The sequence below is a fragment of the Pseudomonas sp. B1(2018) genome (assembly GCF_003097365.1).
Lineage (GTDB): Bacteria > Pseudomonadota > Gammaproteobacteria > Pseudomonadales > Pseudomonadaceae > Aquipseudomonas > Aquipseudomonas laurylsulfatiphila.
Genome location: NZ_PYUK01000002.1, coordinates 161,185 through 183,813, shown reverse-complemented (window position 1 = coordinate 183,813; position 22,629 = coordinate 161,185). Strand labels below are relative to the sequence as shown.

General features: G+C 60.1%; 21 protein-coding genes. 16 read left to right on the top strand and 5 right to left on the bottom strand.

Features of this window, described 5'->3' with window-relative positions:
- Nucleotides 1-214 precede the first annotated feature (214 nt).
- The 7 genes from C9422_RS03285 to C9422_RS03255 all read left to right on the top strand — a co-directional run bounded on the left by C9422_RS03285 (nt 215) and on the right by C9422_RS03255 (nt 5,794).
- Nucleotides 215-853: a peroxiredoxin gene (locus C9422_RS03285; RefSeq protein ID WP_015097285.1), complete on the top strand. Its 639-nt coding sequence runs from the start codon at nt 215-217 to the stop codon at nt 851-853.
- A gap of 257 nt (nt 854-1,110) precedes the next feature.
- Nucleotides 1,111-1,704: an NADPH-dependent FMN reductase gene (gene ssuE / locus C9422_RS03280; RefSeq protein ID WP_007976342.1), complete on the top strand. Its 594-nt coding sequence runs from the start codon at nt 1,111-1,113 to the stop codon at nt 1,702-1,704.
- A gap of 106 nt (nt 1,705-1,810) precedes the next feature.
- On the top strand, nt 1,811-2,776 hold the full coding sequence (locus tag C9422_RS03275; protein ID WP_116579684.1) for a sulfonate ABC transporter substrate-binding protein: 966 nt from the start codon (nt 1,811-1,813) through the stop codon (nt 2,774-2,776).
- Between the two features lie 25 nt (nt 2,777-2,801).
- Nucleotides 2,802-3,950 carry an FMNH2-dependent alkanesulfonate monooxygenase gene (ssuD, locus tag C9422_RS03270; protein ID WP_015097281.1) on the top strand — a complete coding sequence of 383 codons (1,149 nt, stop codon included), beginning with the start codon at nt 2,802-2,804 and terminating at the stop codon, nt 3,948-3,950.
- A gap of 9 nt (nt 3,951-3,959) precedes the next feature.
- The gene (gene ssuC, locus C9422_RS03265; protein WP_007976348.1) at nt 3,960-4,742 is read left to right on the top strand and encodes an aliphatic sulfonate ABC transporter permease SsuC; all 783 of its coding nucleotides are present in this window, start codon (nt 3,960-3,962) and stop codon (nt 4,740-4,742) included.
- The gene (gene ssuB / locus C9422_RS03260; protein ID WP_116579683.1) at nt 4,739-5,545 is read left to right on the top strand and encodes an aliphatic sulfonates ABC transporter ATP-binding protein; all 807 of its coding nucleotides are present in this window, start codon (nt 4,739-4,741) and stop codon (nt 5,543-5,545) included. The genes ssuC and ssuB overlap by 4 nt, the downstream gene beginning before the upstream one ends.
- A 33-nt stretch (nt 5,546-5,578) precedes the next feature.
- On the top strand, nt 5,579-5,794 hold the full coding sequence (locus tag C9422_RS03255) for a molybdopterin-binding protein (RefSeq protein WP_007967989.1): 216 nt from the start codon (nt 5,579-5,581) through the stop codon (nt 5,792-5,794).
- 99 nt (nt 5,795-5,893) lie between these two features.
- Here the strand turns inward: C9422_RS03255 and C9422_RS03250 are convergent, their stop codons facing one another.
- Together C9422_RS03250 and C9422_RS03245 are read right to left on the bottom strand one after the other, a co-directional pair.
- Nucleotides 5,894-6,529, bottom strand: coding sequence for a TetR/AcrR family transcriptional regulator (locus C9422_RS03250; RefSeq protein WP_116579682.1), 636 nt, complete (start codon nt 6,527-6,529; stop codon nt 5,894-5,896).
- 224 nt (nt 6,530-6,753) lie between these two features.
- Entirely contained in the window at nt 6,754-8,130 is a 1,377-nt protein-coding gene (locus tag C9422_RS03245) for a glutamine synthetase family protein (RefSeq protein ID WP_015097275.1), read from the bottom strand.
- A gap of 278 nt (nt 8,131-8,408) precedes the next feature.
- Here C9422_RS03245 and C9422_RS03240 point away from each other — a divergent pair, with 278 nt between their 5' ends.
- From C9422_RS03240 to C9422_RS03205, 8 genes are all read left to right on the top strand, one after another.
- Nucleotides 8,409-8,759: a hypothetical protein gene (locus C9422_RS03240; RefSeq protein WP_116579681.1), complete on the top strand. Its 351-nt coding sequence runs from the start codon at nt 8,409-8,411 to the stop codon at nt 8,757-8,759.
- Nucleotides 8,760-8,797: 38 nt separating this feature from the next.
- The gene (locus tag C9422_RS03235) at nt 8,798-10,156 is read left to right on the top strand and encodes a glutamine synthetase family protein (RefSeq protein WP_116579680.1); all 1,359 of its coding nucleotides are present in this window, start codon (nt 8,798-8,800) and stop codon (nt 10,154-10,156) included.
- A 59-nt stretch (nt 10,157-10,215) separates the two neighbouring features.
- Nucleotides 10,216-11,580, top strand: a complete 1,365-nt coding sequence (locus C9422_RS03230; RefSeq protein ID WP_007976359.1) for an aspartate aminotransferase family protein — start codon at nt 10,216-10,218, stop codon at nt 11,578-11,580.
- A gap of 188 nt (nt 11,581-11,768) precedes the next feature.
- Nucleotides 11,769-12,881 (top strand): polyamine ABC transporter substrate-binding protein, encoded by a 1,113-nt coding sequence (locus C9422_RS03225; protein ID WP_104450197.1) that lies wholly within the window; start codon nt 11,769-11,771, stop codon nt 12,879-12,881.
- 254 nt (nt 12,882-13,135) lie between these two features.
- Nucleotides 13,136-14,233, top strand: a complete 1,098-nt coding sequence (locus C9422_RS03220) for a polyamine ABC transporter substrate-binding protein (RefSeq protein ID WP_007976363.1) — start codon at nt 13,136-13,138, stop codon at nt 14,231-14,233.
- A gap of 72 nt (nt 14,234-14,305) precedes the next feature.
- Entirely contained in the window at nt 14,306-15,448 is a 1,143-nt protein-coding gene (locus C9422_RS03215) for an ABC transporter ATP-binding protein (protein WP_007976366.1), read from the top strand.
- Between the two features lie 35 nt (nt 15,449-15,483).
- Complete coding sequence (locus C9422_RS03210) at nt 15,484-16,365, top strand: ABC transporter permease subunit (RefSeq protein WP_177323535.1); 882 nt, start codon at nt 15,484-15,486, stop codon at nt 16,363-16,365.
- Nucleotides 16,362-17,252, top strand: a complete 891-nt coding sequence (locus C9422_RS03205; RefSeq protein ID WP_007976370.1) for an ABC transporter permease subunit — start codon at nt 16,362-16,364, stop codon at nt 17,250-17,252. Before C9422_RS03210 ends, C9422_RS03205 begins: the two co-directional genes overlap by 4 nt.
- A 148-nt stretch (nt 17,253-17,400) precedes the next feature.
- Here C9422_RS03205 and C9422_RS03195 read toward each other — a convergent pair whose 3' ends face one another.
- Nucleotides 17,401-18,042 (bottom strand): HD domain-containing protein, encoded by a 642-nt coding sequence (locus C9422_RS03195; RefSeq protein ID WP_116579679.1) that lies wholly within the window; start codon nt 18,040-18,042, stop codon nt 17,401-17,403.
- A gap of 334 nt (nt 18,043-18,376) precedes the next feature.
- On the opposite strand from C9422_RS03195, the gene C9422_RS03185 reads away from it, so the two are divergent.
- Nucleotides 18,377-19,342 (top strand): GlxA family transcriptional regulator, encoded by a 966-nt coding sequence (locus tag C9422_RS03185; RefSeq protein ID WP_116579677.1) that lies wholly within the window; start codon nt 18,377-18,379, stop codon nt 19,340-19,342.
- Nucleotides 19,343-19,488: 146 nt separating this feature from the next.
- Here C9422_RS03185 and C9422_RS03180 read toward each other — a convergent pair whose 3' ends face one another.
- Together C9422_RS03180 and C9422_RS03175 are read right to left on the bottom strand one after the other, a co-directional pair.
- A complete protein-coding gene (locus C9422_RS03180; protein ID WP_116579676.1) occupies nt 19,489-21,888 on the bottom strand; it encodes a penicillin acylase family protein in 2,400 nt (799 codons plus the stop codon).
- Nucleotides 21,889-21,991: 103 nt separating this feature from the next.
- A complete protein-coding gene (locus tag C9422_RS03175) occupies nt 21,992-22,573 on the bottom strand; it encodes a DUF6436 domain-containing protein (protein WP_116579675.1) in 582 nt (193 codons plus the stop codon).
- Nucleotides 22,574-22,629 lie beyond the last annotated feature (56 nt).

Below are 22,629 nucleotides of genomic sequence, written 5' to 3'. Positions count from 1 at the left end.
TCACCCCCGTAATCCCGTCCTGAAGTTCCCTCTTTGCAGCAACTCAAGGCCTTCTCGAACCTCGGGGCCGATGTTCGGCGGGTTGCGCGTGCACGTCCAGTGAACAGATCTTTAATATTTCTTAATGATCTAAATAAATCGATATTTATTCTTTTTAATAGATAAAAAACACAGGCACAGTTGAACCCATCAAGCACTCACAAGGAGCAGCACCATGGGTCTCAGACTTGGCGATATCGCCCCCGATTTCGAACAGAACTCCAGCGCCGGCATCATCCGTTTCCACCAGTGGCTGGGTGATAGCTGGGGCGTGCTGTTTTCCCATCCGGCGGATTTCACGCCGGTATGCACCACCGAACTGGGTTTTACCGCCAGGCTCAAGGATGAGTTCGCGGCACGCGGTGTCAAGGCTATCGCACTGTCCGTAGACCCTGTGGAGTCGCATCACAGATGGATCGAGGACATCAACGAGACGCAGAGTACCGTGGTCAACTTTCCGATCCTGGATGACGCCGACCGCAAGGTCTCGGACCTCTACGACCTGATCCATCCCAACGCCAACGACACCCTGACCGTGCGTTCGCTGTTCGTGATCGATCCGAACAAAAAGGTTCGGTTGACGATTACCTACCCGGCGAGCACCGGGCGCAATTTCAATGAAATCCTGCGGGTGATCGACTCGCTGCAACTTACCGACAACTACAAGGTGGCCACGCCGGCCAACTGGCAGGACGGTGATGAAGTGGTGATCGTGCCGTCGCTCAAGGATGAAGAGGAAATCAAACAGCGTTTTCCCAAAGGCTATCGGGCAGTCAAGCCTTACCTGCGCCTGACGCCACAGCCGAACCGTTGAAGATCAAAAGATCGCCGCCAATCCCTGTAGGCGCTGCCGCAGGCTGCGATCTTTCCAAGGCACCCACAGAGCAGGGGACTTCAGGCCGTTTCGACGGCCTTTTTTTTTGCCCGAATGAAGTCGACTTGTATATCTCTATAATGCATAACCAAATGAATAAATATGATTTATGGATATATGAATCAGCTGTTAAGGTCACTCCATCAAAGCGAGATCGCAAACCGCGAATCGCCAACACCGCTCAAGGAATCGTCTGAATGTTGGTCGTCTCACTCGGAGGCAGTCCCAGTCAGCGCTCCCGTTCCGGGGTGCTGCTGGACCGCTCCAGGAGTTGGTTGCAAGAACAGGGCGTAGAGGTGGTGAGTTATCAGGTACGGGACTTTCCGGCCGAAGACTTGCTGCATGCACGCTTCGACAGCCCGAAGGTCATTGACCTGCTGCAACAGATTGAAAATGCCGATGGCCTGCTGATCGCTACGCCGGTGTACAAGGCTTCGTTCTCCGGCGCATTGAAAACCGTGCTGGATCTGCTGCCCGAACGCGCCCTGAGCCACAAGGTGGTGTTGCCGATGGCAACCGGCGGCAGCATCGCCCACATGCTGGCGGTGGACTACGCGCTCAAGCCGGTGCTGTCGGCGTTGAAAGCCCAGGAAATGCTCCACGGGATTTTCGCCGTCGACAGCCAGATCGCTTACGGCGAAGGCAGCGCCCTGGCGCAGTTGGCGCCGGAGCTGGAGCAACGGCTGAATGAATCGCTGGAGCTGTTTCTCAGCGCCATGGCACGACGGCCCAAGCCGCTCGATCCGAACCTGTTGAATGAACGTTTGTTGAGTGCTCGCTGGAGCATATGAGCTCCACTGAACATTAGCCCCACCCGAAAATTGAAGTACTGGCCTTACTCGCCCGCCAACGGGCAAGCAGGTGCAGCCAAAACCCAACTGCAAAAAGGAGAGCGCCATGCGCCCTGTCATTTTGCGTCGTGGTCTGGTCGCTCTGTTTGCTGCGGCTGTCACCTTCGGCGCCATTACTCAAGCTCAGGCCGAGACGCTACGGATCGGCTATCAGAAATACGGCACCCTGGTGCTGCTCAAAGCCAAGGGCACCCTGGAAAAACGCCTCGCCGCCCAAGGCGTGGACGTGCAATGGACTGAATTCCCCGGTGGCCCGCAACTGCTTGAAGGCTTGAACGTCGGCTCCATCGACTTCGGCGTTACCGGCGAAACCCCTCCCGTGTTCGCCCAAGCGGCCGGCGCCGATCTGCTTTACGTCGCCTATGAACCGCCAGCGCCGCACAGTGAGGCGATCCTGGTGCCGAAGGACTCGCCGATCAAGTCGGTGGCAGAGCTCAAGGGCAAGAAGGTCGTGCTCAACAAGGGCTCCAACGTGCACTACCTGCTGGTGCGTGCGCTGGAAGACGCCGGCCTCAAATACACCGACATCCAGACCGTCTTCCTGCCGCCGGCCGATGCCCGTGCTGCGTTCGAGCGTGGCAGTGTCGACGCCTGGGTCATCTGGGACCCGTACCAGGCCGCCGCCGAACAACAGTTGCAAGCGCGCACCCTGCGCGATGGCCAGGGCATCGTCGACAACCATCAGTTCTACCTGGCGACCAAACCCTACGCGCAAAAAAATCCCGAGGTGATCAAGACCCTGGTCGAAGAAGTGCGCGCGGTCGGCGAGTGGTCCAGGGCCAATCCTGAGGACGTGACCCAGCAAGTCTCGCCACTGCTCGGCCTGTCGCCAGACATCACCCGAACTTCGGTGAAACGCCAGGGCTACGGCGCGTTGTTCCTAACCCCGGAAGTGGTCGCGGCGCAGCAGAAAATCGCCGACACCTTCTACCAGCTCAAGCTGATTCCAAAGCAATTGAGCATCAAAGACGTGATCTGGACGCCGCCGGCCGCCGTTGCGAAAGCCCAATAATTCGATCCCCCAAGGAGACCACTCCATGAGCCTCAATATCTTCTGGTTCCTGCCTACCCACGGCGACGGCCATTACCTTGGCACCGCCGAAGGCGCACGCGCCGTTGACCACGGCTACCTGCAACAAGTCGCGCAAGCGGCGGACCGATTGGGTTTCGGCGGTGTGCTGATTCCCACCGGCCGCTCCTGCGAAGACTCCTGGTTGGTGGCCGCGTCGCTGATTCCGGTGACCCAGCGCTTGAAGTTTCTGGTTGCCCTGCGCCCCGGGATCATTTCCCCGACGGTAGCGGCGCGTCAGGCCGCGACCCTGGATCGGCTGTCCGGCGGTCGTGCGCTGTTCAACCTGGTGACCGGCGGTGATCCGGAAGAGTTGGCCGGCGACGGTCTGTTCCTCAGCCACGAAGAGCGCTATCAGGCTTCCGTGGAGTTCACACGTATCTGGCGCCGCGTGCTGGAAGGCGAAACCGTTGATTACGACGGCCAGCACATCAGCGTGAAGGGCGCGAAACTGCTCTATCCACCGATCCAGCAGCCGCGCCCGCCGCTGTACTTCGGCGGTTCTTCGGATGCCGCGCAAGACCTGGCTGCCGAACAGGTGGAAATGGTCCTGACCTGGGGCGAACCGCCGGCCGCCGTGGCGGAAAAAATCGAACAGGTCCGCGCCAAGGCCGCGAAGCTCGGACGCACCGTGCGCTTTGGCATTCGCCTGCACGTGATTGTGCGCGAAACCAACGATGAAGCCTGGAAAGCCGCGGATCGACTGATCTCCCATCTCGACGACGACACCATCGCTCGTGCCCAGGCATCGCTGGCGCGCTTCGATTCGGTCGGTCAGCAACGCATGGCCGCATTGCATGGCGGCAGCCGCGACAACCTGGAAGTCAGCCCGAACCTGTGGGCCGGTGTCGGCCTGGTGCGTGGCGGTGCCGGTACGGCCCTGGTGGGCGATGGCCCGACTGTGGCCGCCCGCGTGAAGGAGTACGCGGACCTCGGCATCGACACCTTTATTTTCTCCGGTTATCCCCACCTGGAAGAGTCGTACCGAGTCGCCGAACTGCTGTTCCCGCACCTCGATGTCGAGCGGCCTGAACTGCCGAAAAGTGCGGGTTATGTGAGTCCGTTCGGCGAGATGGTCGCCAACGACATTCTGCCCAAAGCCGCGTCCCAGAGCTGAGGCGCGGTCATGAAGAAAATCATCCACAGTCTCGCGCCATGGGCGTTGCCGGTGTTGTTGCTGGCGGTGTGGCAGTTGAGTGTGTCGGCGGGCTGGTTGTCGACACGGATTCTGCCGGCGCCGGTTGCCGTGATCGAAGCTGGCGTGAGCCTGGTGCGCAGCGGCGAAATCTGGACGCACCTGGCGATCAGTGGCTGGCGTGCCGCGCTGGGCTTCACCATCGGTGGTGGCATCGGTTTGACCTTGGGTTTCATTACTGGCCTGTCGAAGTGGGGTGAGCGACTGCTCGACAGTTCGGTGCAGATGATCCGCAACGTGCCACACCTGGCGCTGATTCCGCTGGTGATCCTGTGGTTCGGCATCGATGAGTCGGCGAAGATTTTCCTGGTGGCGCTGGGCACGTTGTTCCCGATTTACCTCAACACCTATCACGGCATCCGCAACGTCGACCCGGCGCTGGTGGAGATGGCGCGCAGCTATGGCCTGACCGGCTTCAGCCTGTTCTGGCAGGTGATCCTGCCGGGGGCGCTGCCTTCGATTCTGGTTGGCGTGCGCTTCGCCCTGGGCTTCATGTGGCTGACGTTGATCGTCGCGGAAACCATCTCCGCCAGTTCCGGTATCGGTTATCTGGCGATGAATGCCCGGGAGTTCTTGCAGACCGACGTGGTGGTGCTGGCGATTCTGCTGTACGCGGTGCTCGGCAAACTGGCCGACCTCGCGGCCCGTGGACTTGAGCGTGTGTGGTTGCGCTGGCACCCGGCGTATCAGGTTGCCAAGGGAGGTGCGGCATGATCGCGGAACAACCTCCACGCCTGCTGCGCGGCATTCCGCTGGCGGTGCGCAAGCTGCAAAAAACCTTTGGCGCGCGGCAGGTGCTGCGTGAGATCGACCTGCACATTCCGGCGGGCCAGTTTGTCGCCGTGGTGGGTCGTAGCGGTTGCGGCAAAAGTACCTTGCTGCGATTGCTCGCCGGCCTTGACCGGCCCACCGGTGGGGAATTGCTCGCCGGTGCCGCCCCATTGAGCGATGCGCGGGAAGACACGCGGCTGATGTTCCAGGAAGCGCGTTTGCTGCCGTGGAAAAAGATCATCGACAACGTCGGTCTGGGCCTCAAGGGCAACTGGCGGCCGCAAGCGCTTGAAGCCTTGGACGCGGTGGGCCTGGCCGACCGCGCCAATGAATGGCCGGCAGCGTTGTCCGGTGGACAGAAGCAACGCGTGGCGTTGGCCCGTGCGTTGATTCATCAGCCGCGCCTGCTGTTGCTCGACGAACCCCTGGGTGCGCTGGATGCCCTGACCCGAATTGAAATGCAGCAACTGATCGAACGGCTCTGGCAGCAGCACGGCTTCACGGTGTTGTTGGTGACCCATGACGTCAGTGAAGCGGTGGCGATTGCCGATCGGGTGATCCTGATCGAAGACGGCGAAGTCGGCCTCGACCTGCACGTGGAATTGCCGCGCCCTCGAGTGCGCGGCTCCCATCGGCTGGCGGCGCTGGAAACCGAAGTCCTCAATCGCGTGCTGGCACTGCCCGGCCAGCCACCGGAGCCGGAACCTGTTTCACCCTTGCCTACGCAATTGCGCTGGGCTCAATAACTCAAGTCTTACCCAACGACAGGAATCAACATCATGACTATCAAGGCCATCAACGTTCGCAACCAGTTCAAAGGCTCCATCAAGGAAATCGTCCTCGGCGACGTGCTGTCGGAAATCGACGTGCAGACCGCTTCCGGCATCGTCACCTCGGTGATCACCACGCGCTCGGTGAAAGAGCTGGAACTGGCGGTGGGCAGTGAAGTGATCGCGTTTGTGAAATCCACCGAGGTGTCGATCGCCAAGTTGTGATCGCGTGCGGCACAAGTAACCCCGAAGGGTTTGAGCCCTTCGGGGTTTTTTTTAAGATCAAAAGATCGCAGCCTTCGGCAGCTCCTACAGTGCGATCCTTTAGAGCACGGCGCGCTTGGGCAGGTATGGCGGCAGATAAAGCCCCACATAAGCATCAAACACCCGCATCCCTTCCTCGGCCATGCGCGGCGTAATCTGCCCGTGCTGCTGCACCGAGCGCGCATACACCCGGTCGCCAAGTTCCATGGCCAGGGCGAACACATCGACATCACTCGGTAGCGTTGGTAGCTCGAAGTGGTGATCGAACAGCTTGTGCATCAACTCGCCCAGTTCGAGGTCGTGCTGGCGGTCGGCCTGGGTGACTTCGGTCAGGCCATGCTGGGCCAGAATGAGTTGGCGGGCGGCGGCGTCCTCTGCGTAGATGTCGAGCATGCGTTGTTCCACCAGGCGCGACAGATCGCGCCAGCTGCCAAGGGCGTGATGATCGATGGGGGCTTGCAGGCACGCGCGGAAGGCCGCATGGACGTCGGCGGTCAAGGCTTCGAGCAATGCCGGCACGCTGGCGAAGAAATGGTAGACCGAGGAGGGCGGAATCTCCGCGCGCTCGGCGACACTGTAGATCGACAGACTGGCCACGCCCTCGGCGGCCAACAGCGTGCGGGCCGCATCGAGTATCGAATCGATCCGGGCCTGGCTGCGTGCGCGGGGTTTGCGGGGGGTGGCTACGCGTGTCATTGGAGTCTCCTGCGGGGCAGCGGGCATTGTACGAGTCGGGTTGTGTGTTGTCTGCCCGGACGCCATCGCGGGCAAGCCCGCTCCCACAGGGATTGGTTTCGTACACCCGATTTGTGGTCGACAAAGAACCCTGTGGGAGCTGGCTTGCCAGCGATCCGCCGCAGGCGGCCATAAAAAAACGCCGCAGGCTGTGAAGCCGGCGGCGTTTTCTCTACCGCAACCGCTTACACGGTATGCAGGTACCAGTTGTACTCGAGGTCGGAGATGGAGTGTTCGAACTCCTCCAGCTCGCTCTCTTTACAGGCCACGAAGATATCGATGTATTTCGGATCGATGTACTTGGCCATGACTTCGCTGTCGTCCAGCTCGCGCAGGGCATCACGCAGGTTGTTCGGCAGGCTTTGCTCGTTCTGCTCGTAGCTGTTGCCTTCGACCGGAGCGCCAGGCTCGATCTTGTTGACCAGACCGTGGTGCACGCCTGCCAGGACCGAAGCCATCAGCAGGTACGGGTTGGCATCGGCGCCGGCCACACGGTGTTCGATGCGCACGGCATCGGCGGAACCGGTCGGCACGCGAATCGCTACGGTACGGTTGTCCAGGCCCCAGCACGGCGAGTTCGGCACGTAGAACTGTGCGCCGAAACGACGGTAGGAGTTGACGTTCGGGCAGAGGAAAGCCATCTGCGCTGGTAGGGTCTCGAGCACACCGCCGATCGCGTGACGCAGTGCGGCGTTCTGCTCGGGATCCTCGCTGGCAAAAATGTTCTTGCCGTCTTTGTCGAGAATCGAGATGTGGACGTGCAGACCATTACCCGCCTGGCCTGGGTAAGGCTTGGCCATGAAGGTGGTGTCCATTTCATGGTCGTAGGCGATGTTCTTGATCAGGCGCTTGAGCAGGACCGCGTAGTCGCAGGCCTTGATCGGGTCAGCCACGTGATGCAGGTTGACTTCGAACTGTGCCGGGGCACTTTCCTTGACGATGGCGTCAGCCGGAATGCCTTGCTCTTTGGCACCTTCCAGAATGTCCTGGAGGCAATCGACGTATTCGTCGAGGTCGTCGATCAGGTAGACCTGGGTCGAGTGCGGACGTTTGCCGGAAACCGGCGAGCGAGGTGGTTGCGGACGACCGTTCACGTTCTCCTGGTCGATCAGGTAGAACTCCAGTTCGAACGCGGCGCAGATGGTCAGGCCCATTTCATCGAACTTGCGCACCACATTGGCCAGCACTTCACGCGGGTCGGCGAAGAAGGGCTCGCCTTCGAGTTCGTGCATGGTCATCAACAGTTGCGCGGTCGGGCGCTTCTGCCATGGCTCGTTGCACAGGGTATCGGGGATTGGATAGCAGATTCGGTCAGCATCACCGATGTCCAGGCCCAGGCCGGTGCTTTCCACCGTCGAGCCGTTGATATCCAGAGCAAATAGAGAGGCCGGCAGGTTGATGCCTTTCTCGTAAACCTTGTGGAGGCTGGTGCGTTCGATGCGCTTGCCGCGCACCACACCATTCATATCCGCAATCAGAAGGTCAACGTACAGAACCTCAGGATGTTCCTTAAGGAACGCGTTCGCTTCGTTAAGCTGAACGGCACGCGGGGGTACCGACATGATGCAACACCTTTGTTGTTAAAAATATCAATCATTGATCTTTTCTGGTTTCAGTCAACCCGAACGGCATGCCGAAGTCAAGCGAGGCCTTTTTTGCCCTAAAAAAGCACCCGTGTGGCTTTTTTGAGGCACTTTGGGGCGTTTTTATGCCCTTGGCCTCTATGGCGCCCGCAGGCTTGAGCGGGCCGTGTTGTATTTTTTACGGGGGTGTTGTGTAAAAAAATGAACAAGGCTAAGCTCGAATCAAACCCATAACAGCAATAATACCGGGGTGCTTCATGTCTCGCCTGCCGATAATCGGCGTCACCGACTGCTCAAGACAGCTCGGTCGGCATGTTTATCACATCAGTGATGACACGGCCGTCCGTTCCGTGGTCTCGGCGCTTGCGGTGATCCTCCCATCCGCGACGGTTCAACCGTCCCCGTCCGATATTCTGGACGGTCGCGATGGCACCCCCATTACGGTTACTCCATTCAATATAGAACCGATTCACAATAGCGGCCTGACCATCGTTCGGGGCAACGCTCGTAATTCTGCACGCCCGGCCTCTGCGGCAGTGCTGGCAAACACGATAATCTGCCGCGCAAACGCTCTACAACGCGACGCCGATGCGTCAAACAACGCCTGACCTTAAAAGGGTCAGACAACTCAAGCCTAGAGGCATTTATGAGTAACAACCTCGACCAGCTCACCGATTGGTTGAAAAACCACAAGATCACAGAAGTCGAATGCATGATCGCCGACTTGACCGGGATTACCCGGGGCAAGATTTCGCCGACCAACAAATTCATCGCCGAGAAAGGCATGCGCCTGCCTGAAAGCGTTCTGCTGCAGACCGTGACCGGCGATTACGTCGAAGACGACATCTATTACGAACTGCTCGACCCGGCCGACATCGACATGATCTGCCGTCCCGACCAGAGTGCGGTGTACCTGGTGCCGTGGGCCATCGAGCCGACCGCCATCGTTATCCACGATACCTACGACAAGCAAGGCAACCCGATCGAGCTGTCGCCGCGCAACGTGCTCAAGAAAGTCCTGAAACTCTATTCCGACAAAGGCTGGCAGCCCATCGTGGCGCCGGAAATGGAGTTTTACCTGACCAAGCGCAGTGACGACCCGGACTACCCGCTGCAGCCGCCGATCGGCCGCTCCGGTCGCCCGGAAATCGGTCGCCAGTCGTTCTCCATTGAAGCAGCGAACGAATTCGATCCGCTGTTCGAAGACGTCTACGACTGGTGCGAGCTGCAGGACCTGGACCTCGACACGCTGATCCACGAGGACGGCACGGCGCAGATGGAAATCAACTTCCGTCATGGCGATGCCCTGTCCCTGGCCGACCAGATCCTGGTGTTCAAACGCACCATGCGCGAAGCCGCGCTCAAGCACGACGTGGCCGCGACCTTCATGGCCAAGCCGATGACCGGCGAGCCGGGCAGTGCCATGCACTTGCACCAGAGCATCATCGACATCGAGACCGGCAAGAACATTTTCTCCAATGACGACGGGACCATGAGCCAGTTGTTCCTGCACCACATCGGTGGCTTGCAGAAACTCATTCCCGAGCTGTTGCCGCTGTTCGCACCCAACGTCAACTCGTTCCGCCGCTTCCTGCCCGATACCTCGGCGCCGGTGAACGTGGAGTGGGGCGAAGAGAACCGCACCGTGGGCCTGCGGGTCCCGGATGCCGGGCCAAATAACCGTCGGGTGGAAAACCGCCTGCCGGGCGCCGATGCCAACCCGTACCTGGCGATTGCCGCGAGCCTGCTCTGCGGGTACATCGGCATGGTTGAAGGCCTGAATCCGAGTGCGCCGGTGGTAGGGCGTGGCTATGAACGCCGCAACCTGCGCCTGCCGCTGACCATCGAAGACGCGCTGGAACGCATGGAAAACAGCGCGACCATCGAGCGTTACCTTGGCAAAAATTTCATCACTGGCTACGTCGCGGTCAAGCGGGCCGAGCATGAAAACTTCAAGCGCGTGATCAGTTCGTGGGAAAGGGAATTCCTGCTCTTTGCCGTCTGATACGCCGGGCGCCGTTGTCCTCTAACGGCGCCTTCACCTGATTTTTTTAGGAGATTCACATGACCAGCAACAATCCGCAAACCCGTGAATGGCAAACCCTGAGCAACGATCACCACCTGGCCCCGTTCAGCGACTTCAAGCAGCTGAAAGAGAAAGGCCCGCGGATCATCACCAATGCCAAGGGCGTTTACCTCTGGGACAGCGAAGGCAACAAGATCCTCGACGGCATGGCCGGCCTGTGGTGTGTCGCGATTGGTTATGGTCGCGATGAACTGGCCGATGCCGCCAGTAAGCAGATGCGTGAGCTGCCTTACTACAACCTGTTCTTCCAGACGGCGCACCCGCCGGTACTGGAACTGGCCAAGGCCATCGCCGACATCGCGCCGCAAGGCATGAACCATGTGTTCTTCACCGGTTCCGGCTCTGAAGGCAACGACACCATGCTGCGCATGGTTCGTCACTATTGGTCAATCAAGGGCCAGCCGAACAAGAAAGTCATCATCAGCCGCAAGAACGGCTATCACGGTTCCACCGTGGCCGGCGCGAGCCTGGGTGGCATGACGTACATGCATGAACAGGGCGACTTGCCGATCCCGGGCATCGTCCACATTGCCCAGCCGTACTGGTTCGCCGAAGGCGGCGACATGACACCGGAAGAATTCGGTGTGTGGGCGGCCAACCAGCTGGAAGAAAAGATTCTGGAAGTCGGCGTCGACAACGTCGGTGCCTTTATTGCCGAGCCGATCCAGGGCGCCGGTGGCGTGATCATTCCGCCAGACACCTACTGGCCGCGTATCAAGGAAATCCTCGCCAAGTACGACATCCTGTTCGTGGCTGACGAAGTGATTTGTGGTTTCGGTCGTACCGGCGAGTGGTTCGGCAGCGATTTCTACGGCCTCAAGCCGGACATGATGACCATCGCCAAGGGCCTGACCTCGGGCTACATCCCGATGGGCGGCCTGATCGTACGTGACGAAGTGGTGGAAGTCCTGAACGAAGGCGGTGATTTCAACCACGGCTTCACTTACTCCGGTCACCCGGTGGCGGCTGCGGTGGCGCTGGAAAACATCCGCATCATGCGCGACGAGAAAATTATCGAGCGCGTCCATGCAGAAACGGCACCGTATTTGCAAAAGCGTCTGCGGGAACTGAACGATCACCCGCTGGTGGGTGAAGTTCGCGGGGTCGGTTTGTTGGGGGCCATCGAACTGGTCCAGGACAAGGCCACGCGCAAGCGTTACGAGGGCAAGGGTGTCGGCATGATCTGCCGCCAGTTCTGCTTCGACAACGGCCTGATCATGCGCGCCGTCGGCGACACCATGATCATCGCTCCGCCACTGGTGATTACACCGGCGGAAATCGATGAGCTGGTGACCAAGGCTCGCAAGTGTCTTGACCTGACCCTGAGTGCATTGCAGGGCTAAGTGCTAGGCTCTGAGCGGAAGTCCGAAGTTCTGCATATGAAGTAGGAACTTTCGCTCAGAACAGTCAGAAAGCGTGGCCGTTTCCTTGAAAGACCGATGTGGATCTTGCCAGACTAGCCGCGGTTCCAGTTGCCCGGGTTCGGTCGCTGAACAAGTGGTTCAAAAAAGAAAAATTTGGAGCATTACGCATGAAGGCACTAGGTAAAAAGCTCGCTGGCAAGACTCTGCTTGCCATGTCCGTGATGGGGTTGATGGCGGGCGCGGTTCAGGCCGATGACAAAGTACTGCACGTGTACAACTGGTCCGACTACATCGCACCGGACACCGTCAAGAAGTTTGAAGACGAGTCGGGCATCAAGGTTGTCTATGACGTCTTCGACAGCAACGAAACCCTGGAAGCCAAGTTGCTGGCAGGCAAGTCCGGCTACGATATCGTCGTGCCGTCGAACAACTTCCTGGCCAAGCAGATCAAGGCTGGGGTCTACCAGAAGCTGGACAAGTCCAAGCTGCCTAACTGGAAGAACCTGAACACCGACCTGCTCAAGGCCGTTTCCGTGAGCGACCCGGGCAACGAGCACGCCTTCCCGTACATGTGGGGTTCGATCGGTATCGGCTTCAACGCCGAGAAGGTCAAGGCAGCACTGGGTGCCGACGCACCGGTCGATTCCTGGGACCTGATCTTCAAGCCTGAAAACGCCGCCAAGCTGAAAGCGTGCGGTATCAGCCTGCTGGACTCGCCAACCGAGATGATTCCGGTGGCGCTGCACTACCTGGGCCTGCCAACCGACAGCCAGAAGAAAGAAGACATCGACAAGGCGGAAGCGCTGATCATGAAGGTCCGTCCTTCGATCGCCTACTTCCACTCGTCCAAGTACATCTCGGACCTCGCCAACGGCAACATCTGCGTGGCCGTGGGTTACTCGGGTGACATTTACCAGGCCAAATCCCGCGCTGCCGAAGCCGGTGACAAGGTGAAAGTCAGCTACAACATTCCGAAAGAAGGTGCCGGCAGCTTCTACGACATGGTCGCCATCCCTAAAGATGCCGAAAACGTCGAAGGCGCCTACAAGTTCATGACCTTCCTGCAGAAGCCGGAAATCATGGCTGAAATCACCAACGCCGTGCGTTTCCCGAACGGTAACGCGGCTGCAACTCCGTTGGTCGATAAAGACATCACCAGCGACCCGGGCGTTTATCCGCCGGCGGACGTGCTGGCCAAGCTGTACGCGATTGCCGACTTGCCGGCCGCGACCCAGCGGATCATGACCCGCAGCTGGACCAAGATCAAATCGGGTAAATAAGTAAAACCCCTGTAGGAGCGAGCCCGCTCGCGATGGTCGTCAACGATAACGCTGGGTGCCTGGCACCCCGCGGTGCTCTCAGGTTCATCGCGAGCAGTCGAGCGTCGACCGGCTGCTCCTACAGGTATCTGTATAAAAGTTTTGCTGGAACGGTTTTTCGAGGGTAAGTTGCGCGCCGGTTTTGTTGCTGGGCAATCACGGTTGTCATGTAACGCGGGGCAACTTGGGCCCAACTAATTTCAGAGGACCTCCACGTGCCTATTTTTTCTTTGTTGCGCAATGCCATGCTGGTCGGCGCCGGGCTGACGATTGCCGTCAGTGTCCAGGCCGCCGGCACCGTGCATATTTATAACTGGTCGGATTATATCGGCGAGAGCACCCTGGCGGACTTCCAGAAAGAGACCGGGATCAAACCGGTCTACGACGTCTTTGATTCCAACGAAACCCTGGAAGGCAAGTTGCTGGCCGGGCATACGGGGTATGACGTGGTCGTGCCGTCCAATCACTTCCTCGGCAAGCAGATCAAGGCCGGCGCTTTCCAGAAGCTCGACAAGTCGCAGCTGCCGAACTATTCGAACCTCGACCCGGTGCTGCTCAAGCGCCTGGAGCAGAACGATCCGGGAAACCTGTACGCCGTGCCGTACCTGTGGGGTACCAACGGCATCGGTTACAACGTCGACAAGGTCAAGGCCGTGCTGGGTGTCGACAAGATTGACTCCTGGAGCGTGCTGTTCGAGCCAGAGAACATCAAGAAGCTGCACAAATGTGGCGTGGCGTTCCTCGATTCCGCTGATGAAATGATGCCGACGGTCCTTAACTACATGGGCCTGAACGCCAACAGCACCAACGAGGAAGACTACAAGAAGGCGACCGCCAAGTTGCTGGCCGTGCGCCCCTACGTCACCTACTTCAACTCGTCCAAGTACATCACCGACCTGGCCAACGGCGATATCTGCGTGGCGGTCGGGTTCTCCGGCGATATCTTCCAGGCCCGCAACCGTGCCCAGGAAGCCAAGAAAGGCATCAACATCGCCTACGCCATTCCGAAGGAAGGCGGCGCTCTCTGGTTCGACATGCTGGCGATTCCGAAGGATTCGGCCAACCCCAAGGAGGCCCATGCGTTCATCAATTATTTGCTGAAACCCGAGGTTATCGCCCAGGTCAGCGACTACGTCGGCTATGCCAACCCTAATCCGGGGTCGGACAAACTGATGGAACAGTCCATTCGCACCGACGAAGCGGTTTATCCACCGCAAGAGGTGCTCGACAAGACCTACGTGTCCGTCGAGTTGCCACCGAAGATTCAACGCTTGATGACCCGCAGCTGGACCATGGTCAAGTCGGGTAAATAGTTTCAAGGCTCAAATATCCAAGGTTGGCTCACCTTGAGCGAACTGCACTCTTTTTTTCTGGGAGTTTCGTAAATGGCAGTTGCCTCCGGCGCCTATAAGAAAGCCCTCGAGGGCGACCAGCAACCTAAACAGGTGCTGGTCAAAATCGACCGGGTCACGAAGAAGTTCGACGAGACGATTGCCGTGGACGACGTGTCCCTGGAAATCAAGAAAGGCGAAATCTTCGCCCTGCTCGGCGGCTCGGGATCGGGCAAGTCCACATTGCTGCGCATGCTCGCAGGTTTCGAACGGCCCACGGAGGGGCGCATTTTCCTCGATGGCGTAGACATCACCGACATGCCGCCCTACGAGCGGCCGATCAACATGATGTTCCAGTCCTACGCCTTGTTCCCGCACATGACCGTGGCGCAGAACATCGCCTTCGGCCTCAAGCAGGACAAATTGCCTGCCGCCGAAGTCGATGCGCGAGTGGCCGACATGCTCAAGCTGGTGCAGATGAGCCAGTACGCCAAGCGCAAGCCGCACCAGTTGTCCGGTGGCCAGCGTCAGCGTGTGGCCCTGGCTCGTTCCCTGGCCAAGCGACCGAAGCTGCTGCTGCTCGACGAACCGATGGGCGCACTGGACAAGAAGCTGCGCTCGCAGATGCAGCTGGAGCTGGTGGAGATCATCGAGCGCGTCGGCGTAACCTGCGTCATGGTGACCCACGACCAGGAAGAGGCCATGACCATGGCCGAGCGCATCGCGATCATGCACCTGGGCTGGATCGCCCAGATCGGCAGCCCGATCGACATCTACGAAACCCCGACCAGCCGCCTGGTCTGTGAATTCATCGGTAACGTCAACATCTTCGACGGTGAAGTGATCGACGACGCCGAGGGCCACGCGATCATCACCTGCAAGGACCTCGACCGGAAGATCTATGTGGGCCACGGCATCAGCACCTCGGTGCAAGACAAATCCGTGACCTACGCGATCCGTCCGGAAAAACTGCTCGTGACCCCGACCATGCCGACCTGCGAATACAACTGGTCCAGCGGCAAGGTGCACGACATTGCCTACCTCGGCGGCCACTCGGTGTTCTACGTCGAATTGCCGAGCGGCAAGATCGTCCAGTCCTTCGTCGCCAACGCCGAGCGCCGTGGCCAGCGGCCGACCTGGGGTGATCAGGTCTACGTGTATTGGGAAGACGATAGCGGCGTGGTACTTCGCTCATGAACATGCGCAAATTCAAGCGTCGACTCAATCGAATAATTCCCGGTGGCCGTCAGATGGTCATCGGGGTTCCCTTCATCTGGCTGTTCCTGTTCTTCATGCTGCCGTTCTTCATCGTCTTGAAGATCAGCTTCGCCGAAGCGGACGTGGCCATTCCTCCCTACACCGAAATCTACAGCTACGCCGAGCAGAAGCTGCAGTTGCTGCTTAATCTGGGCAACTACGCGATGCTGGCCGGTGACGAGCTGTACATCGCCGCTTACCTCGGCTCGTTGAAGATGGCGTTTTTCAGCACCATCCTCTGCCTGCTGATCGGCTACCCGATGGCCTACGGCATCTCCGTTGCCCGCAAGGAAGTGCAGACGGTGCTGGTGCTGCTGATCATGATGCCGACCTGGACCGCGATCCTGATCCGCGTGTATGCGTGGATGGGCATCCTCAGCAACAACGGCCTGCTCAACGGTTTCCTGATGAGCATGGGCTGGATCAACGAACCGCTGCAGATCCTAAACACCAACCTGGCGGTCTACATCGGTGTGGTTTATTCCTACCTGCCGTTCATGATCCTGCCGCTGTACGCCAACCTGGTGAAGCACGACCAGAGCCTGCTGGAAGCTGCGTCGGACCTGGGTTCGAGCACCTTCAACAGCTTCTGGAAAATCACCGTGCCGCTGTCGAAAAACGGCATCATCGCCGGCTGCATGCTGGTGTTCATCCCGGTGGTGGGTGAGTTCGTGATCCCGGAACTGCTCGGCGGCCCGGAAACCCTGATGATCGGTAAAGTGCTCTGGCAAGAGTTCTTCAACAACCGTGACTGGCCGGTGGCGTCTGCCCTGGCGGTGGTGATGCTGGCGATCCTGATTGTGCCGATCATCCTGTTCAACCGCAGTCAGGCCAAGGAAATGGAGGGTAAAGAATGAAGCGCTTCCGTTTCTCGAGCCTGATGCTGGTAGTGGGTCTGTTGTTCATCTACCTGCCGATGCTGATCCTGGTTATCTACTCGTTCAACGCCTCGAAACTGGTGACGGTGTGGGGCGGCTGGTCGATCAAGTGGTACGTCGGCCTGCTCGACAACTCGCAACTGATGGGCTCGGTGGTGCGCTCGCTGGAAATCGCCTGCTACACGGCGGTGGCGGCGGTGGCGCTGGGTACCCTGGCGGCGTTCGTCCTGACGCGTATTACGCGCTTCAAGGGCCGTACCCTGTTCGGTGGCCTGGTGACCGCGCCGCTGGTGATGCCTGAGGTGATCACCGGTCTGTCGCTGTTGCTGCTGTTCGTGGCCATGGCGCAGATGATCGGCTGGCCGCAGGAACGCGGCATCATCACCATCTGGATCGCCCACACCACGTTCTGTGCGGCCTATGTGGCGGTGGTGGTCTCGGCACGCTTGCGCGAGCTGGACTTGTCCATCGAAGAAGCGGCCATGGACCTGGGCGCGAAGCCGTGGAAGGTGTTCTTCCTGATCACCATCCCGATGATCGCACCGTCGCTGGCAGCGGGCGGCATGATGTCGTTCGCCCTGTCGCTGGATGACCTGGTGCTGGCGAGCTTCGTGTCGGGCCCGGGGTCCACGACCCTGCCGATGGAGGTGTTCTCGGCGGTACGTCTGGGGGTGAAGCCCGAGATCAACGCCGTGGCCAGCCTGATCCTGTTGGCAGTGTCGATCGTGACTTTCCTGGTCTGGTTCTTCAGCCGTCGCGCCGAAGAAGGTCGTCGTCGTGCGATCCAGCAAGCGATCGAAGAAGCGGCCGCCGACTCGTGGAAGCAACCGGACGTGCGTCGGGCGCAGGCGCCGGAAGCGGCTTGAGCCTGATGCCGGGTTGACCACAACACTGCGGTCAACCCGCCCCCCTGTGGGAGCGAGCTTGCTCGCGATAGCGGACTGACATTCAACATCGATGTTGACTGTGATGCCGCCATCGCGAGCAAGCTCGCTCCCACAGGTTCTTTGGCGGTCAGGAAATCCAAGGAGATTGGCGAATGACCTCGACGAAATTCATCGGCTTGAATCCCGGCTCCTGATCCACCAGCACATCCGTCTTCACATTCCCGAACGTAGTCTGCGGACGATGACGCAAGCCATCGGCAAACGCGCAAATGATGCACTCCTTGAACCCCTCACCCCGTGGATGCGCATGCACCACTTCTTCACGCTGCACGCTGGAGAACGCCGCGTAGTCCATGCCCAGCACGTCCATCTCGACTCCAGCCGTTACCAGCGCCACGGTGGGCCGCAAGTACTGAGTAACGCCCGGTGTGGTGTGCAGGGCAATCGATAGCCAGACCTGTTCGATATCGTCGTCGCTCAGCCCGTAAGGCTTGAGAAATGCGGCTGCCGCATTGGCGCCGTCGACTTCGAAACGCTCGTTGTCGCTGCGGTGCCCCTCCACCAGGCCGAGGTCATGGAACATCGCGCCGACGTACAGCAACTCCGGGTTGTAAGCCAATTGCTTGCGCTCACCGCTCAGGGCGCCGAACAGAAAGACCCGACGCGAGTGGTGGTAGAGCAGGTCCGATTCGATGTCACGGATGTATTCGGTGGTGGCCTTGGCCAGCGCGCTGTCGGGGATCCTGATGCCGGCGATGGTGGTGCTCATGGAGTTTTCCTCGTCGTGAACGCCTGGGTGGCGCTGAGGGTTTCAGTCTGTTCCGCCCCCCGAAACCGGACAATCGCGCCATGGCTGCGATCCCGGCCAATGAGCATGCATATCGCGCCAACCTCGCTTGTTGCGCCTGGTTTGGCTAGGGTTGCTCGCACTAAACCCGCTTTTGTGGCGAGGGGGCTTGCCCCCGTTGGGTCGCGAAGCGGCCCCAATGCTCATTCAGGTAAACCGCGTTCAAGCGGTTTACGACTGCTGCGCAGCCGAACGGGGGCAAGCCCCCTCGCCACAGGTACGCGTCAATCCTGATTCATAAAAGGCGTTTCGAACCATGAGTAAAACCATCGCCATCGTGGTCTTCGCCGGTGTCCAGTCGCTGGATGTCACTGGCCCCATGGATGTGTTTTCCGAGGCCAATCGATTCCTTGCCCCGCAGGATCACTATCGGCTGGAGGTGATCGGTGTCGAGCACGGGATAATGGCGTGCTCCAACGGTTTGGCACTCAATGCCCATCGGCATTTCAGCGAAGCGCTCGAGGCGTACGACTTGTTATTGGTGGCGGGCGGGCCGCAATTACCGTTCATGAGTTTCGGCGTGGCGTTCGACACCTGGCTGCGCGGGGCCTGCGGGCGGGCGCAGCGGTTTGGCTCGATCTGCAACGGCGCCTTCATGCTCGCCCGCGCCGGGTTGCTGGAGGGGCGCACGGTCACCACGCATTGGCAGGACGCATCGGATCTGGCGGCGCTGTGCCCCTCGTCCCGCGTGGAAGCGGATCGACTGTACGTTGAGGACGGCGACCTGTTTACCTCGGCCGGGGTCACGGCGGGGATCGATCTGTCGTTGTATCTATTGGGCCGGGATCACGGACCGGAAGTGGCGCTGAATGTCGCCAAGCGGCTCGTGGTGTTCACCCAGCGTTCGGGCGGGCAGTCGCAGTTCAGCCCGTTCCTCACGCCCCACGCCGAACCGGACTCGGCGGTGGCGATGGTCCAGCATTACGTGCTGGCCAACCTGACGGGCGATTTGGCCATCGCCGACCTGGCCAATGCGGCCAACATGAGCGCGCGCAATTTTTCCCGGGTGTTTGCCAGGGAAGCGAAAATCACCCCGGCCGAGTTCGTCGAACGCGCGCGGGTCGATGCAGCGCGGGTGATGCTCGAAAGCACTCGTGCGCCGCTCAAGACTGTGGCCTATCAATGTGGATTTCGCGATGCCCAGCACATGCGCAGTGTGTTCAATCGCAGGCTGGGGGTTACGCCGCAGCAGTTCAGGTTGAATTTTTCGGCGATGGTTTGAAGCATGAATCTGCATTGCTCTTGCGGGCCCCTTCGCGGGCAAGCCCGCTCCCACAGGTTTCTCTGGTGTTCACAAAATTTGTGTTCGACACAGATCCCTGTGGGAGCGGGCTTGCCCGCGAAGGGGGCGGTCCAGCCAATGCAAAATTACTGAGCCACCCGCGCCGGCAACAGCTTCAACGTACTGCGCGTATTGGCCGTGACTTCTTCATCATTGAGATGCGCCTGGAAGTACATCCCCTCGATGTAGGCCTCGGCCTGGTCATCATAGTGACTGTCGAACACTACGCCGCTCTGGCCAACCGGGTTGACGGTCAGGCTGTGGGCCGGGTCGGCGAAGTCGATCAGGCGCCGGGTCGAGGGGCCGTAGGTGACGGGCCAGGGTGCCGGGCCAATCTTCGCCGAGAGGTTGTTCGGTACTTCATGGCTGCCGGGGGCGGCGAAGGGGCCGACATTGAAGACCAGGTCCAGTGGCTTCTGCTGCCCCAGCGGATGACCATGGGTCAAGGTGTGCGCGCTACCCCACTGCCATTGCGAGGCGTCTGCGCCGAGGGTGCTCTTGAGGTGGGCGAGGCTGGCTTGCCAGGCGGTCTTCACCGTGTCGGCGCGGGTTTCCTTGCCGAGGGTGCTGCGGTTGTCCCACCACGGTGAATCGGCGCTGGCGGCCAGGCGGGGGAGCGCGGCGTCGATCACCCGGGTCGAGAGCAGTGTTTCGAAAAAGTCGTTACCCAGTTCATCGTGCATCGTCGCGTCAGTCAGGTTGAACAGCAACTGGTTGAACAGCGTGGCGCTGGTGGAATCGAGCGGGTAGTCGCCTTTCCACTGGGCCAGTTGCTCCACCAGTTTGAGTTCGGCGGGGTCGCTCACCACTTCGCGCAACACCGGCAGCAGCGGCGCCAACAAGCGCGGGCCGTAGGCGGTGGTGGTGCCCAGCTGCAGTTTCTGGCTGTTTTCCAGGTCCCATTTCACGGCTTTGTCGCTGAGCTGGCGATTGAGCTGCTGGCCGCGATCGGCAAGGTTGTAATAGCCGGGAATCTCCATGCCGGTCGGCGACACCGGCTGGAAGTTGGCCGAGACGATGTAGCCCCGCGCCGGGTTTTCTTCCTGAGGGTTGGCGCTGAACGGATAGAAGCCATCCTTGTCGGCCTCGGCGCTGCTGCCGTCGAGGATGAACCATGGGCGTACACCCGCCGGACGTTTCGGCAGTTGCGCCGCCGCCCACCAGCCGATGTCACCCTTGGCATTGGCCCATACAACGTTCAGGCCCGGTGCCTGGATTTTTGCTGCGGCACCTCGGGCCTTGGCCAGGGTGTCGGCGCGATTGAGCTGGTAGAAGCCCTCCAGGATCGGGTTCTGGCTTTCGAGAAACGCCCACCACATGGCAATCGGTGTCTTGCCGGCGCCGCTGCCCAAGGCATCGTTGACGATCGGGCCGTGGGGCGATTGACGCAGTACCAGCGTCACCGGTTCCTGGCCCTTGACCGCAATCTTCTGTTCGCTGGAGACCATGTCCACCCACTTGCCGCGATACCAGACCTGATTGGGATTGTCCGGGTTGACCTTCTCGGCGATCAGGTCGAGGTCGTCATTCTGGAACATGGTGATGCTCCAGCCGAAGTCGTTGTTCATGCCCAGGGAGGCGAACGGCATCAAGGCCTGGTAATGCCCGTAGAGTTCAAAGCCCGGCGCGGAGAGTTGGGCTTCGTACCACACCGATGGAGCGGAAAAACGTATATGCGGATCGCCCGCCAGCAGTGGCTTGCTGCTTTGGGTCCGGCTGCCCGCGACGACCCAGGCGTTACTGCCCTCGAACTGGGGCAGACCGTTGTCAGCCAAGGCTTGTTCGCTCAGGCGGGCGAGGGCGTTGAGGTCTTTCCAGTCGGCACTGGCCAGGGAAGGTGCGGTCCCGTCGAGCACGCCTTTGGGCTGCCAGTCGAGATCGAAAACGCTCAGGTAGTCAGGGCCCAGTTGATCGCGTACGAATGTCAGCAAAGGTTCGGTACGAAATGCCGCCGCAAAACTGTAGGCCATGTAACCGGCGATGCTGATGGTGTCCTGGGCGGTGAACGGGCGTTTTGGAATGCCCAGCACATCGAACTCCACGGGTTTGGCGTGGCTGTCCTGATACTGGTTGATGCCGTCCAGATAAGCCTGCATGGCGATGAAAGAGGATGACTGTTTGTCGAGATTGGCGAAGTAGGTTTCAGCGCGTTCGCGAATGCGCAGGCTGCGCATCAGTTTGTCGGTGTCGAGCAGCTTCGGTCCAAGCACCTCGGCCAGTTCGCCACGAGCCAGGCGACGCAGGACTTCCATCTGGAACAGGCGGTCCTGGGCATGCACGTAGCCGAGCGCGCGGTACAGGTCGAGTTCGTTGTCGGCGCGGATATGCGGAACGCCGCGCTCGTCGTAGCGCACGGTGACCGAGCCTTGCAGGTGTTGCAGTTCCACCATGCCCTGGCGTGACGGCTGCTTGCTGTAGAGATACCAGCCGGCTCCGGCGGCCAGCACGACAATCAACAGCGCGAGAGCGGTCAGGCTGCGTTTCATGGGGACTCCTTGTTGTTATTGTGATTCCAGGTGCCACTGTGTAACACGGCGCGCCGGCTTGGCGCATCGCCCATAGGAGGGATTCGTATTGGCGTGTCTTTGCCTACTTCGCCGGATCGACAGGCCACGGGCAGTAACACCCCACCGCCAGTGTGTGCGTGGCACTCACCGCTCGGCCTTCATCGAGCGCTTGCAGGATGGGTTCGATAAAGCTGTTGCTGGAATTGCAGGTCAGGCCCTCGCTGTAGGGGCCGAAGTACGCCAGTTTGCCGCTGCGATCCCAGATTGCCACGGCCGGGCTGGCGGGGATCTGTTCGGAACCGGGCAGGACGTCGATGGTTTTCAGGCGGCTCAGGGTGCCCGGTAACTGGCCATGGCTACCGGGTTTTTGCACGGTATAGAATTCCACGCCGTGGGGGACATAGCGCTCGACCAGTTCGGTCAGGTGTTGTTGATTGCCGACGTTGCATGGGCAGGCCGGGTCCCAGAAATGCACCAGGCGGATGGCGCCAGGGCCTGCGAGGTCATCGGGAAGGCGCAGCGGATCCCCCGAAAACATCGCCGTGTGCTCGCTGAACGCCCGCAGGTAACGCCCCTGGAACCAGTCGTAGGCCGCCCACAATACGCCGGCACACACCACGGCGAGCAGGCTGGCAAACAGGGTGGCGCGAAAGGGCGGGCGCATCGGTTCAGTCCTCGAAGGTCGGCTAGCTTGCCATGCTTGCCGCGACAGAAGAATAT